The organism is Stenotrophomonas sp. KH_036_B, assembly GCF_057839485.1.
Genome location: NZ_CM174491.1, coordinates 3,933,776 through 3,946,194, shown reverse-complemented (window position 1 = coordinate 3,946,194; position 12,419 = coordinate 3,933,776). Strand labels below are relative to the sequence as shown.

Below are 12,419 nucleotides of genomic sequence, written 5' to 3'. Positions count from 1 at the left end.
CGATGCCTGCCCGCCCTGAACCACCCCGCCGCCGCATGCCGCGCGAACAGCGTACCCGCCAACTGCTGGACGTGGCGTGGGCGCTGGTGGGCGAAGAGGGCACCGATGCGCTTTCGCTGGGGCGGCTGGCCGAGGCGGCCGGGGTTACCAAGCCGGTGGCCTACGACCACTTCGTCACCCGCAACGGTCTGCTGGCAGCGCTCTATCAGGACTACGACCAGCGCCAGACGGCGGTGTTCGAAGAGCGCATCGGCAAGGCGAAGGCGCAGCTGAGGGACCGCGCGCGGGCGATTGCCGGCGGGTACATCGACTGCGTGCTGTCACAGGGCAGCGAGATCCAGGGAATACTGGCCGCGCTGGCGGGGTCGCCGGAGTTGATGGAGGTGAAGCGGCGGTATCAGCAGGAGTTCGTTGAAAAATGCGCCGGATGGCTGGGCGACTTTGCGACCGCTGGCAATGTGCCGGAAGCAGGGTTCTGGGCGATGCTGGGCGCCGCTGAATCACTGTCCGAGGCAGTTGCCGCTGGGCTGGTGGAACAGGCGGTGGCAGAAGCTGAGCTGGAGCGGGTGATCGTCTCGATCATCAAGCGCGGCTGACCTGCAATCGGGCCATCTTGACGCGTTCGGTCCCATGTCCTGGGTTGAAGGTCTGTCGGATGTCGTTGGCATCCATCGATTCTTCCGTAAAGAGATCAACGTCTTAAACACCAAATTTGGGCGAATGCGTCACTCCGGCTCTTCGCGTGAGCATCGAATTACTACCCAATTATTAGTCAGCTTTGTAATTTACAAAGCCGCCTAATAATTGGTGTGTAATGACCGGCAAGTTGCGATTTGAGCGCCCTGAGCTTGCGGCAAAGATGGCTGCCTCCGTGTCAGGTCGCCAGAAGTGGAACAGCGACGCGGACGGGCTGTTCCTCGCCGCACCGAGGCGTACCGGTAAGTCCACCTTTCTCAAGGGCGATTTGCGGCCAGCCCTGGAGGCGCTCGGTGCCGAAGTGATCTACCTGGACTTCTGGTCAAACCTGCGCCTTGACCCGGCAGAATTGCTCTACGCCGAGATCAGCCGCGCTCTGCTTGCCAACGCAGGCTTTGTCGCCAGAATGGCCGAGCGCACCGCGCTGTCAAACGTGCAGATCGGCGCTGGCGCCGGATCGCTGGCATTCGACCCGACCAGAATCGGCAAGGCGCCCGGCTCGTCGCTGATGGCAGCTCTGCGCGAGCTTGCGGAGGTGACGGGAAAGGCCATAGCGCTGATTCTGGACGAGGCACAACATCTGACGGTCAGCCCGCGTGGGGAGGATGTGCTGAAAGAGCTGAAGGCTGCCCGCGATACGCTCAATCAACCTGACAACATCGTTCTCATGCTTGTCATGTCCGGCTCTGACCGCGACAAACTCGGCCGATTGACCAATTCAAAAGCAGCTGCGTTCTACGGCTCAAAGGTGAAGTTGCTTCCGCTGCTCGACGGCTACTACGTCGGTTGGCTGAGTGGCCTGCTTGCGCAAAGCAATCCGAAGCTCGGATCAATCAAGATCGGCGCACTAAGCCATGCATTTGAAGTCCTCGGTCATCGGCCGAAAGTGATGGACGATGCCATCAGCAACGCCCTGAATCCCGTCACCTGTGGAGGCTTGGCCTTTGAGGCGGCAGTGCTTGACCACGCGCAGGCAATCATACGGGCCGAGTACGAGCAGTATGCGGATCGCTTCATTGCACGCACCGCGATGCAGAAAGCGATACTGACCGTGCTTATGGAGAGCGGCGAAACGTTTAGTCCCTACGGGGCCACTACGCTGAAGGCAATTGGCGATGTAGTGGGAAAGAGGGCGACCGCTACATTGGTGCAAGGCGCATTGGAGGCGCTACGCAAGCTGGACCCGCCCATGGTGTGGAAGTCCAACAGGGGGGAGTATGGCCTTGACGACCTGGGCAAGGTCGAGTGGTACGAACAGTTGACGGCGCGCGGCGAGTGGCCACCCACAGCATGAAGGCGCCATTGGACGGCGCCTTCAGCATCAAGTCCTCTCAGGTGCGCAACCGCCTTACGGCGCAGCCGGCTTGCTTGTGCCGGTCCACGATTTGCTGATGATCATCCACTTGCCGTCGATCTTGGCCAGGCCGAGGTAGTCCACGCCATCCCAGCGCGGGTAGTCCAGGGAGACTTTCACCAATGCGCCGTGCGGGGTCACGTCCAGGATCTCGTACTTGCGTTGGCGCTTGTCCTCATCGGCGGCCGGTGCGCCGGGAAAGCCCTTGGCCCATTCTTCCGCGCTGACCTGCATCATGCCCTTGGTGACCGGCGAGTAGCCCACGACTACGCCGTCTTTCCTGAGCACCTGCAGAATGATCGTGGGGTCGCCGGCTTCGAAGCCGCGCATCATCGTTTGCATGACCTGGTCAACGGCTGCTCGATCATTGGTCTGCGCCATGACGGTGGCGGGAAGCAGCGCAAGGGCGGCGGAAAGGCAGAGGGTTCGGATTGCGATCTTCATGGAATTCCTGGTCTGGGTTGGGTTCGGGGGGATATGTGGCGTGGCGGATCAGTTGCTGGCCGCGCTGTCTGCCGGCTGCTTGGAAGCGCTCTTGCGAAGCACTTCAACGACGGCTTCGGCGACGGGTCTGGCAGAGGCGTAGTTCTGCCCGGTCACCACGCGGCCATCCACCTGGACATAGGGGTCTTCGCTGTCGATGGCACTGAACAGGCCGCCGCGGGCCTTGACGGTCTTGCCCATCAGGAACGGGAACTCGCGGAAGTAGGCGGCATCGGCATCCTCGTGCTGCTCGGGGAAGCCGGTGATGCGCTTGCCGGTCATCAGGTTCTGGCCACCGGCAAGGGTGAGGTTCACGATGCCGGCCGTGCCGTGGCACACCGCCGACACCACCCCGCCGTTGCGCTCGTACACATGCAGGGCAATGCGCTGCAGGGCGAGGTTCTCCGGCACGCCGTACATGGCGTTGCTGCCGCCAACGTAATACACGGCGCGGTAGCGGGAGGGATCGATCTGGTCGGGCCTGGCGGTGTTGCGCAGGCCGGTCATGATGCGCGCGTCTTTCAAACGCGCTTCCACATCGTCGCTGACATAGGCGTCCAGGATCGGCACGTCACCGCCGTCGGGCGAGACGAAATCCACGGCGTAGCCGGCGGCGTGGAACGTGTCCCAGGCATGCACGACCTCGCCGAAGCTGACACTGGCGGGCAGCGACGAGGCGCCGTGGACCTTGGCGCTGGAGACGATGAAGAGCACGCGCGCCGGGTCGGGGCGCCCCGGCACGTCTGCGGCGCCGGCCAGGCAGACACCGCCGGTGAGGTTGGACACCAGCAGGAGCAGCAGAGAGAGGAGGTAGCGGGAGGCGGTCATGGATACTGGCTCGCAGGAGGAGCCAGTACGCTAACCAATCACTTTCAAATCAATATGTTGGAAGCCATTCCCGGACTGCTGGAATCGATTCTAGGAGTTCGCTGCGGCGGCCCGGAACGCGGCCGGGGTAATGCCCTCGTGCTTCTTGAAGGCACTGTAGAAGGTGGACATCGACTGGAAGCCGGCCTGCTCGGCCACGACCTCGAGCGGCTTGGGCGGCACCTGCCGCAGCAACGTCCTGGCTTCCACCACCCGCAGTTGCGCCAGGTACTGCTTGAACGAGGTCTGGTTGTTGTCGTTGAGCAGCTGCGACAGCCGGGTCTGCGGCATGCCCAGCCGGCGGGCCACCCGGGGCAGGGTCAACCCGGGGTCAAGGTGCAACCGCTCCTGCGCCATCAGGTCGGCCAGCGCCTGCAGCTGGGTGGCCGCCTCGGTCTCGGGAATCCGGCGGTCCTGGTAAGGCTCAACCGTGGCCTGGCCAGACCGTTGGCGCAGGTAGACCAGCACGCTCAGCGCGAGGATGAAGGTGAAGGACAGCGCGCCCACGATGTAAGAGGTGTAGCCGGCGGTGAAGTACGCGGTCCAGATGATCCACACCCCCACCAGCACGCCCAGCAGCAACCGGCCGGTGGGTGCGCCGACCAGCCGGGCGCGATGGCGGTACAGCAGGGCGGTGGCCAGGACCAGGTAGACCAGCCAGGCATGGTTGATGCCGGGGGTGATCACGTGCCGCCACAGGTCGGGGTGCCCGGTATAGGGCAGGAATACATTGACGCCGATGACAATCGCCAGCAACGCGGCGATATGCCAGCGGTCCACGCGGCTGGGGCCTGGCGTATGGCTCTGGCAGGAACGCACCAGGAAGAACAGGCAGGGCCCGATCAGGAAGCAGGCGGTCAGGCCCAGCTGGAGGACGATCAGGGGGATGTCGGGCCAGAAATAGAACGCCACGGATTTTCCCGTGCGTACGCCCACGGCCAGGATGAGCAGCGACAGCCAACGCAGCGAGGGTGTGCCGCTGGCCCGCCACCAGAGATACGACGCCAGCCCGATGCCATTGAAGGCGCCGAGCATGGCAAAGAAGAACAGGAGATGCTGGCTCAGCATGGTCGATCCATCGAAACACTTGGCGCTGCGGCCATTCTTGCATCTGGCATGCGGCAAATGCACCCACGTGCCCGATCTGGCCACCAGAGTGGTTCGGCTGTCCCGGGCCATGCGCCGGGACAGCGGCGCTGCTCCACTGCACGCTGTGCGGGCGACGTACGCCCACACAGCGGTGTTCAAGCGGACTCAGGCAGCGGGCGCAGGTACCGGCGTATTGAGCAGCTGCTGCTCCCACAGGTAGGCAATGCCGCTGCCGGCGGCGTGCTGCTTGAACACCTCCGTCACCTCAGCCACGTGCTCCATGCGGGCCCAGTCACGCTGCCATTCGCCGGCAAGGGCGAGCCAGGTCATCACGTTCGCGCCGGCCGCGATCATGCGCTGGATGGCCACCTGGTGCGCTTCCACCGACACGGCGCCGCAGGCATCGGTGATGACGGTGACGTCCCAGCCTTCGCCCAGCGCCTGGATGACCGGCATGGCCACGCAGATCTCGGTCCACAGGCCGGCGATGATGAGCTGCTTGCGGCCGGTGGCTTTCACCACGTCCACCACCTTCTTGTCTTCCCAGGTGTTGATGAAGGTGCGGTCGATGACCTCCTGGCCGGGGAACACATCGGTGATGTGCGGGAAAATGAGGCCGCCGCGCTCGGCGATGACGCTGGTGAGGATGGTAGGCACATTGAAGGCCTTGGCGATCTTGGCCAGTGCGGTGGCGTTGTTCACCACGGTCTGCGGATCGTGGCTGTTGAGGTTGGTGAGCTGGTAGGGCTGGTGGTCGATGAGGACAAGCACGGAATCTTCGGGGCGAAGCAGCGAGTCAAGACCGTTACGGAATGTCATGAATTCATCCTGGGTGGGGTGGAGTGAGGCGAAGACAGACCTTGTCATCGCGCCCGGTACGGCGGTAGCCGCGCCGCGCGCCATGCTGTGTCGCAGAATGCGGAACGCTGAACTGGCCGCGGCTGTGTCAGGCTGTGCCACGTACCGGGAGGCCAGAATGGATATCGAAGACCTGCGCACGTTCGTGGAAGTGGCCGACGCCGGGGGTGTTTCGCCTGCAGCGCGCCGGCTGGGCGTGGCCAAGTCCATCGTCAGCCGCCGGCTTGCCCGGCTCGAAGCGGCGCTGGGCGTGCAGCTGCTTGCACGCACCACGCGCGGGGCGGCGCTCACCGAAGCCGGGGCCACGTTTCGCGAACACGCCGCCCGCGCGTGCGCGGAGATGGACGCCGCCCGCGAGGCCATCCTGCCCAACGGCGACCTGCGCGGCCGTTTACGGATCGCGGCGCCGCTGACGTTCGGGCCCACGCACTTTGCCGCGGTCTTCGCCCAGATGGCACGGCGCCACCCGCAACTGCATGTGCATGCCGCCTACAGCGACCGCTTCGTCGATCTGGTCGCAGAGGGCTTCGACTGCGCCGTGCGCGTTGGCTATCTGCAGGACTCGAACCTGGTGGCACGCTGCGTGGGGCCGCTCTACGGAAGGCTTGTCGCCAGCCCGGACTATGTGAACGCGCATGGGTCGCCCGACACCCCGGATGAGTTGCCCGCTCACGAGGCACTGATGCAGGGAACCGAGCCATGGCAGTTCATGGATGGCGACGCCGTGGTCACGATGCATCCGCGAGGGCGCTTCAAGGCCGACAACGGCACAGCGCTGCTGGCGGCGGCCCTCTCGGGGCTTGGCATCGCCTGGCTGCCGGACGGTCTCACCCAGCCGCATCTGGAAGCGGGTGAACTGGTCCACGTGATGCCGCGCTATCCGCCACCGCCGGCCGGCATCTATGTCATCCGGCCACCGGGCCCGCATCCATCGCTGAAGGTGCGCGCACTGACCGAGTTGCTGATCGACTGTTTCGACCAGGGGCCGACACCGCCCACGGCGACCGGCTAGGATCGGCAGTCGTTTGTTGCAGCGCCCGTTCCTGATCCCGTCCAGATAGGTGTGCGCTGCAGCGAGACGGCACTCCATTGAACAGAGGAAACTGATGGTGGCGAAGGCGTTGCTTCTGTGTGCCCTGTGCGCGGCCATCGTGGGCTGCGCGCCGTCTCCCCAATCGATGATGGAGGGGACCTTTACGGTGGAGGGCGTTCCGCGCGCCGGTGTGCAGGTCTGGATATCAACCGATCTGGATGCGCGCGATTGCAGGCAGGGCAGTGAGCTGGCGGTGGTCACCAACGCAGCAGGGGCCTTCCAGCTGGCGGCGCCAAACCGGGTCTTCCGCCCGTGTTTCGTGGTGGATGGCCGCAGCTACGCGACCTTCCTCGTACTGCGGGACCGTGGCGAAGACCGGCGGAAGCATCCGCTGCGCTGCGGATTGCCGGTGGTCTACACCGGCCATTTCGAAGATGGCCAGATATGCTATTGAGCAGGGGCGCGCGGCCTCAACGCTCCGGTGCAGGCGCGGTAAACCAGCGCCTACCCAATCCAAGCGCCACATGCACAAGAAGAATCAGCACAGGTACTTCCACCAGCGGGCCGATGACAGCGGCAAACGCCACTGGCGAGGCTAAACCGAATGCCGCGATGGCGACGGCGATGGCCAGTTCGAAGTTGTTGCCTGCAGCAGTGAAGGCGATGGCGGTGGTGCGCGGGTAGTCCTTGGCGACAAGCCTTCCCATCCAGAAGCTGAGCCCGAACTGGATGAAGAAGTAGAGCGCGAGCGGAATGGCGACGCGAACCGCGTCGAGCGGGATGCGCAGCACATCCGCGCCCTTCAGACTGAACATCGCCACGATCGTGAACAGCAACGCCACCAAGGTGATCGGGCTGATGGATGGCAGGAAGCGGTCTTCGTACCATCGCTCACCCTTGCGCGCCTTCAACCAGCGCCGGGTGGCAGCCCCGGCTGCGAACGGAATACCCAGGTAGATGAACACCGCCTCGGCGATGCGAGCGAAGCTCACGTCGACGACACTGCTTTGAAGCCCGAACACGGGCGGCAGCCAGGAAAGGAAGAACCAGGCATAGACACTGAACAGAGCGATCTGGAAGACTGAATTGAATGCCACCAATGCCGCCACATACTCGCTGTCGCCGCGTGCCAGCTGGTTCCATACGAGCACCATCGCAATGCAACGCGCCAAGCCGACCAGGATCAGGCCGGTCATGTAGTCCGGATGGTCGTGCAGAAACAGGGCGGCCAGGCCGAACATCAGGAACGGTCCGATGACCCAGTTCTGCACCAGGGAGAGCGCCAGCACTCTCTTGTCGGCGAATACCTTGGGCAGGGCTTCGTACTTCACCTTGGCCAGCGGCGGATACATCATCAGGATGAGGCCAATGGCGATGGGAATGTTGGTGGTGCCGATGGACATTCCCTCCAGTGCCACGGGGATTGCATCGAATGCCGCGCCCAGGCCCACACCGAGAGCCATTGCCGCGAAGATCCACAGCGTGAGGTAGCGGTCCAGGAAGGACAGGCGTGGAGATTTCGCCGCCACGGGAGTCGCCGGTGGGCGATCAGCAGCCGGGGCGATCACAGGCCTGATCCTCAGCGCAGCAGTTTTCGGTCAGATAGGCCAGCAGCGCGTTCATGGCACGGTACTCGGCCCGGTAGCAGATGGTGCGGCCGCGTTGCTCGGCGGTAATCAGGCCTGCGGCCAGCAATTCCTTCAGGTGAAAGGACAAGGTGGCGCCAGGCAACACCAGCGCATGGGCGATGTCGCCTGCGAGCTTGCCGCCCGATCCAGCCTGGACCAGGAGACGAAAAATGGAGAGCCGGGTGGCCTGGCCAAGCGCAGCAAGCGCCTGCGTTGCATTTAAATGTTCCATGATTCTAGAATAGTGGAACAAAAGTCGCAGGACAAGTACATGCACGCGAATCCCAACCTGAGCCCTGACGCCGTGGACGTTCCCTCGACGGCCATGCTTGAAACGGCGGCCGCTCCGCAGCACCGCCCGAGGATTCTGATCCTGTACGGCTCCCTGCGTCCTCAGTCCTTCAGCAGGAAGCTGGCGCTGGAGGCGCAGCGGATACTTGAGCACCTCGGCGCGGAGACGCGGTTGTTCGACCCCCATGCACTGCCCATGCTCGACTCGGTAGCGGCCACGCACCCCAAGGTGCAGGAGCTGCGTCAGGCCTCACTCTGGTCGGAGGGGCACGTGTGGATCAGTCCGGAGCGCCACGGCACGCTGACGGCGGTGTTCAAGAACCAGGTCGACTGGCTGCCCTTGGAGGAAGGGAGCGTACGACCGACCCAAGGACGCACGCTCGCAGTGATGCAGGTCAGCGGCGGTTCGCAGTCCTTCAATGTAGTCAACGCGCTGCGTGTGCTGGGGCGGTGGATGCGCATGGTGACCATCCCCAACCAGTCGTCGGTGCCGAAAGCCTGGCAGGAATTCGACGAAGATGGGCGTATGAAGCCCTCGCCGTACTACGATCGTGTTGTGGACGTCATGGAGGAACTGGTCAAGTTCACCCTGTTGGTGCGAGGACGCAGTGAGTACCTGGTGGACCGCTACAGCGAACGAAAGGGCGCGGTCGAGGCTGCGGCGCTCGCCGCCGCGGCCGGTGTCGTGGAAGCAACCGTTACGCAGAAGGAAAGCGCATGAACGCCGTGATCTACCACAACCCGAAATGCGGCACCTCGCGCAACACGCTTGCACTGATCCGCCATGCGGGCATCGAGCCGGAGGTGATCGACTACGTGGCCAACCCGCCCACGCGCGCCCAGCTGGCGGCACTCATTTCAGCGGCCGGATTGAGCGTGCGCGATGCCATCCGGGCGAAGGAACCCGCGTACCCCGCGCTGGGTCTGGACGACGCCACGCTCAGCGACGATGCACTGCTGGACGCGATGCTGGCCAATCCGATCCTGATCAACCGCCCGTTCGTGCAGACCGATCTCGGCACCCGCCTGTGCCGCCCGTCCGAGCAGGTGCTGGAGATTCTTCCCGCAGTGAGCGCGCCCTTCACCAAGGAAGACGGTGAAGTGGTGATCGACCCGGCCGGCAACCGGGTGCGCTGACCCACCCATGGCCGCCGACCGCCCTATGGTGCGGCGTTGGGCCATGCGGCATCCGCCAGCATCCCGCGTATCCGGGTTGCCAGCGCTTCCACGGTGAAGGGCTTGGCGAGCAGCTGTACACCCGGGTCCAGCACGCCGTCGCTTTCCAGCGCATTGCGGCTGTAGCCGCTGGTGAACAGCACTTTCAGGTCCGGGCGCCGTTGGAGCGCCTGGTCGGCCAGCTGCCGCCCATTGACCTCGGGCATGACCACGTCGGTGAACAGCAGCGCGACGTCGGGATGCGCATCCAGCAGGGCCAGAGCGGCGGCGGCACCATCAGCGGCAAGCACCGGGTAGCCCAGCTCGGTCAGCACGTCGACGGAGAACTGGCGCACCGCCGGTTCGTCCTCCACCACCAGGATCCGCTCGCGACCCTGGCCGGGATTGGCCGGCGTGGTGCGCGGATCCTCGCTTCCCACCGCATCCAGGCCGGCGGTATGACGGGGAAGATAGATGTTCACCGTAGTGCCTTTACCGACCTCCGAATGCAGCTTCACATGGCCGGACGACTGTTTGACGAAGCCATACACCTGCGAGAGCCCGAGCCCGGTGCCTTGCCCGACCTGCTTGGTGGTGAAGAAAGGCTCGAATGCCTTGGCCATGACGTCCGGGGTCATGCCGGTGCCAGTGTCCGCCACGGCGATGAGGACGTACTGCCCGGCGGGGACGCCGGGGTGCGCGTCGGCGGTGCGTGGATCGACCTGGCAGTTGGTGGTCTGCACTGCAAGCCGGCCGCCGCCGGGCATGGCGTCGCGTGAGTTCACCGCCAGGTTGAGAATCACGTTCTCCAGCTGGTTCGCATCGGCGTACGTCCACCACAGACCGTCGGCCAGTGCGGTCTGCAGGCGCACGCTGCCGCCCAGCGAATGCGTGAGCAGGTCGGACATGCCGGCCACCAGGCGGTTGGCGTCCACCGGTACCGGCTGCAGCGGCTGGCGGCGGGAAAAGGCCAGCAGCCGCTGGGTGAGCAGCGCGGCGCGTTGTGCGCCGTCCAGCGCCATCTGGATGTAGCGCTTCGTGCGCGGGTCGCTGTCGCCCAGCCGCGTTTCCAGCAGGTCCAGTGGCCCGATCACGGTGGTGAGCATGTTGTTGAAATCGTGCGCGATGCCGCCGGTGAGCTGGCCCACGGCCTCCATCTTCTGGCTCTGGCGCAGGGCATCTTCAACGCGCGAGCGTTCGGCAACTTCTTCGAGCACGCGGCTTTCCAGGCGCTCGTTCAATTCCTGCAGGCGTGCATCGGCCGCCTTGCGCGCGGTGACGTCGATGGCCACGCCGAGGACGCGCACGCAGCGATCGCCCTCGAACAGGCCACGGCCCTTCGCGGCCACCCAGCGCACGACACCGTCTTCCTTGCCGATGGTGCGGTACTCCACGTCATAGAGGGCACGCAGCACCGGATCGGCGGCGGCGGCGAACGCGGCGCTGGTCGCCTCGCGATCATCGGGGTGCAACCCTGCATAGAAATCGTCCAGGGTCACGTCAGCGTCGGAGGACATGCCGAACATCGCCTTGGTCCGCGCCGGCCAGATCAGCACATCCTGGACGAAGTCCACATCCCAGAAGCCCATGTCGCCTGCCTCGGTGGCCAGGCGCAGGCGTTCCTCGCTTTCGGCCAGGGCCGCTTCGGCCGCCTTGCGACCGGACAGATCAAGAATGGCGCCGATCATGCGGATCGGTTCGCCTGCCGTGCCGCGCAGGACCGTGCCGCGGTCCAGCACCGAGGCGTAACTGCCGTCGGCGCGCAGGAAGCGGTATTCGTCGGACCAGGACAGGTCAGTGCCCTCGATGACCGCATGGATGCCTGCTTCAACGCGTCCGCGTTCCTCCGGGTGGATGTGATCCAGCCACCACTGCGCGCTGGTCTCGACGTGCGTGTGGCCGAACAGGGTGGTCAATGCCTCGTTCCAGATCACATGACCATCGAAGATGCGCCAGTCCCAGATCGCATCGTTGGTGGCGCGGGCGGCCAGCCGGTAGCGTTCTTCCACTTCGGCATGGCGCGCTTCGGCGGCCTTGCGGTCGGTGATGTCCAGCGAGGTGCCGACCAGGCCCACGACGGTTCCCTGCGCATCGCGCAGCGGTGCCTTGGTGGACAGCCAGGTGGCGCGGCGCCCATCGGGGAAGCTCACGACCTCTTCGAGCTGCTCGACCTGCCCGGTGGCCATGATGCGCTCGTCGGTGGCCATCACCGCCGCCGCCTGCACCGGGTCCTGCAGCAGCTCGGCGTCGGTGCGGCCCACGTAGGCCTCGGGCGGTACGCCGATCAGTTCGGTGGTGCCGCGGTTGCCGATCAGGATCCGCCCCTGCCGGTCCTTGGCATACACCACCCCGGGCGCCGCCTCCACGAAGGAACGCAGCAGCGTCTGTGCCTGGTCGCGCTCGGCCTGGATGCGAAGGCGGTCGTCGATGTCGATCAGGACACCGGGAAATTCGACCGCCTTGCCGCTGGCGTCCAGATCGACCCGGCCGATGGCCTCGATCCAGCGGTACTCGCCGTCGCTGCCGCGGGTACGGAACTGGTGTGCATAGCGCCCTCCGCTTCGCACGGCATCGTCGATGGCGCGTTGCAGCCCGGCGCGGTCGGCCGGGTGCACACCGGTCACCACCTCGTCCAGGCGAAGGTCGCTGCGCCCCACCGACGGGTCCAGCCCGAACGCGCGCGCCAGCGCATCGTCGATGGTCAGGCTGTCCTTGGCGACGTCCCAGAACCAGGTGCCGATGATCGCACCGGCGGCCAGCGCCATCTTGACGCGTTCACTGTCGCGCTCGGCGTGGGGGTCTAGCGAATCCGATGGGTTCAAGGTGATCTCGCGGTGGTAGGGGCTGGCGGGGCAGGGCAACGCCGATTATCGCCGCGAGCCGTGTCGGTGGCGTATGCGCGGGGCGGGATGCAGGGCGCGTGGTACTGGATGTTGCTGAATCGTTTGGATTCTCGTGACGCATG

At 65.1% G+C, this 12,419-nt stretch carries 13 protein-coding genes; 6 read left to right on the top strand and 7 right to left on the bottom strand.

The window, feature by feature from the left end; all coding sequences use genetic code 11:
• Positions 1-2: 2 nt before the first annotated feature.
• Positions 3-596, top strand: coding sequence for a TetR/AcrR family transcriptional regulator (locus tag AC3ITN_RS17510; RefSeq protein ID WP_489391334.1), 594 nt, complete (start codon positions 3-5; stop codon positions 594-596).
• A gap of 218 nt (positions 597-814) precedes the next feature.
• Entirely contained in the window at positions 815-1,990 is a 1,176-nt protein-coding gene (locus AC3ITN_RS17505; protein WP_489391333.1) for an ATP-binding protein, read from the top strand.
• 54 nt (positions 1,991-2,044) lie between these two features.
• Here AC3ITN_RS17505 and AC3ITN_RS17500 read toward each other — a convergent pair whose 3' ends face one another.
• The 4 genes from AC3ITN_RS17500 to AC3ITN_RS17485 form a co-directional block, all read right to left on the bottom strand.
• Entirely contained in the window at positions 2,045-2,494 is a 450-nt protein-coding gene (locus AC3ITN_RS17500) for a nuclear transport factor 2 family protein (RefSeq protein ID WP_489391332.1), read from the bottom strand.
• Between the two features lie 48 nt (positions 2,495-2,542).
• On the bottom strand, positions 2,543-3,361 hold the full coding sequence (locus tag AC3ITN_RS17495; RefSeq protein ID WP_489391331.1) for a type 1 glutamine amidotransferase domain-containing protein: 819 nt from the start codon (positions 3,359-3,361) through the stop codon (positions 2,543-2,545).
• A 90-nt stretch (positions 3,362-3,451) separates the two neighbouring features.
• Entirely contained in the window at positions 3,452-4,468 is a 1,017-nt protein-coding gene (locus AC3ITN_RS17490) for a helix-turn-helix domain-containing protein (RefSeq protein ID WP_489391330.1), read from the bottom strand.
• Positions 4,469-4,654: 186 nt separating this feature from the next.
• Positions 4,655-5,308 carry a hydrolase gene (locus AC3ITN_RS17485; RefSeq protein ID WP_313344383.1) on the bottom strand — a complete coding sequence of 218 codons (654 nt, stop codon included), beginning with the start codon at positions 5,306-5,308 and terminating at the stop codon, positions 4,655-4,657.
• A gap of 157 nt (positions 5,309-5,465) precedes the next feature.
• On the opposite strand from AC3ITN_RS17485, the gene AC3ITN_RS17480 reads away from it, so the two are divergent.
• Both AC3ITN_RS17480 and AC3ITN_RS17475 read left to right on the top strand, forming a co-directional pair.
• Positions 5,466-6,359 carry a LysR family transcriptional regulator gene (locus tag AC3ITN_RS17480; protein WP_489391329.1) on the top strand — a complete coding sequence of 298 codons (894 nt, stop codon included), beginning with the start codon at positions 5,466-5,468 and terminating at the stop codon, positions 6,357-6,359.
• Between the two features lie 94 nt (positions 6,360-6,453).
• Positions 6,454-6,834, top strand: coding sequence for a hypothetical protein (locus AC3ITN_RS17475; RefSeq protein WP_489391328.1), 381 nt, complete (start codon positions 6,454-6,456; stop codon positions 6,832-6,834).
• A 16-nt stretch (positions 6,835-6,850) separates the two neighbouring features.
• Here the strand turns inward: AC3ITN_RS17475 and arsB are convergent, their stop codons facing one another.
• Both arsB and AC3ITN_RS17465 read right to left on the bottom strand, forming a co-directional pair.
• Complete coding sequence (gene arsB / locus AC3ITN_RS17470) at positions 6,851-7,948, bottom strand: ACR3 family arsenite efflux transporter (protein WP_489391327.1); 1,098 nt, start codon at positions 7,946-7,948, stop codon at positions 6,851-6,853.
• Positions 7,929-8,240, bottom strand: coding sequence for an ArsR/SmtB family transcription factor (locus AC3ITN_RS17465; protein ID WP_489391326.1), 312 nt, complete (start codon positions 8,238-8,240; stop codon positions 7,929-7,931). Before AC3ITN_RS17465 ends, arsB begins: the two co-directional genes overlap by 20 nt.
• Before the next feature lie 39 nt (positions 8,241-8,279).
• Between AC3ITN_RS17465 and arsH the strand changes: the two genes are divergently transcribed.
• Positions 8,280-9,020: an arsenical resistance protein ArsH gene (arsH, locus tag AC3ITN_RS17460; RefSeq protein ID WP_489391325.1), complete on the top strand. Its 741-nt coding sequence runs from the start codon at positions 8,280-8,282 to the stop codon at positions 9,018-9,020.
• The gene (gene arsC, locus AC3ITN_RS17455) at positions 9,017-9,436 is read left to right on the top strand and encodes an arsenate reductase (glutaredoxin) (RefSeq protein ID WP_489391324.1); all 420 of its coding nucleotides are present in this window, start codon (positions 9,017-9,019) and stop codon (positions 9,434-9,436) included. Before arsH ends, arsC begins: the two co-directional genes overlap by 4 nt.
• Before the next feature lie 23 nt (positions 9,437-9,459).
• Here the strand turns inward: arsC and AC3ITN_RS17450 are convergent, their stop codons facing one another.
• Positions 9,460-12,276, bottom strand: a complete 2,817-nt coding sequence (locus AC3ITN_RS17450; RefSeq protein WP_489391323.1) for a PAS domain-containing protein — start codon at positions 12,274-12,276, stop codon at positions 9,460-9,462.
• Between the last annotated feature and the right edge of the window lie 143 nt (positions 12,277-12,419).

Bases quoted from the DNA above. Each gene is read 5' to 3' on its own strand.
- AC3ITN_RS17510 (WP_489391334.1), top strand. From the start codon at position 3: ATGCCTGCCCGCCCTGAACCACCCCGCCGCCGCATGCCGCGCGAACAG.
- AC3ITN_RS17505 (WP_489391333.1), top strand. From the start codon at position 815: ATGACCGGCAAGTTGCGATTTGAGCGCCCTGAGCTTGCGGCAAAGATG.
- AC3ITN_RS17500 (WP_489391332.1), bottom strand. From the start codon at position 2,494: ATGAAGATCGCAATCCGAACCCTCTGCCTTTCCGCCGCCCTTGCGCTG.
- AC3ITN_RS17495 (WP_489391331.1), bottom strand. From the start codon at position 3,361: ATGACCGCCTCCCGCTACCTCCTCTCTCTGCTGCTCCTGCTGGTGTCC.
- AC3ITN_RS17490 (WP_489391330.1), bottom strand. From the start codon at position 4,468: ATGCTGAGCCAGCATCTCCTGTTCTTCTTTGCCATGCTCGGCGCCTTC.
- AC3ITN_RS17485 (WP_313344383.1), bottom strand. From the start codon at position 5,308: ATGACATTCCGTAACGGTCTTGACTCGCTGCTTCGCCCCGAAGATTCC.
- AC3ITN_RS17480 (WP_489391329.1), top strand. From the start codon at position 5,466: ATGGATATCGAAGACCTGCGCACGTTCGTGGAAGTGGCCGACGCCGGG.
- AC3ITN_RS17475 (WP_489391328.1), top strand. From the start codon at position 6,454: ATGGTGGCGAAGGCGTTGCTTCTGTGTGCCCTGTGCGCGGCCATCGTG.
- AC3ITN_RS17465 (WP_489391326.1), bottom strand. From the start codon at position 8,240: ATGGAACATTTAAATGCAACGCAGGCGCTTGCTGCGCTTGGCCAGGCC.
- arsH (WP_489391325.1), top strand. From the start codon at position 8,280: ATGCACGCGAATCCCAACCTGAGCCCTGACGCCGTGGACGTTCCCTCG.
- arsC (WP_489391324.1), top strand. From the start codon at position 9,017: ATGAACGCCGTGATCTACCACAACCCGAAATGCGGCACCTCGCGCAAC.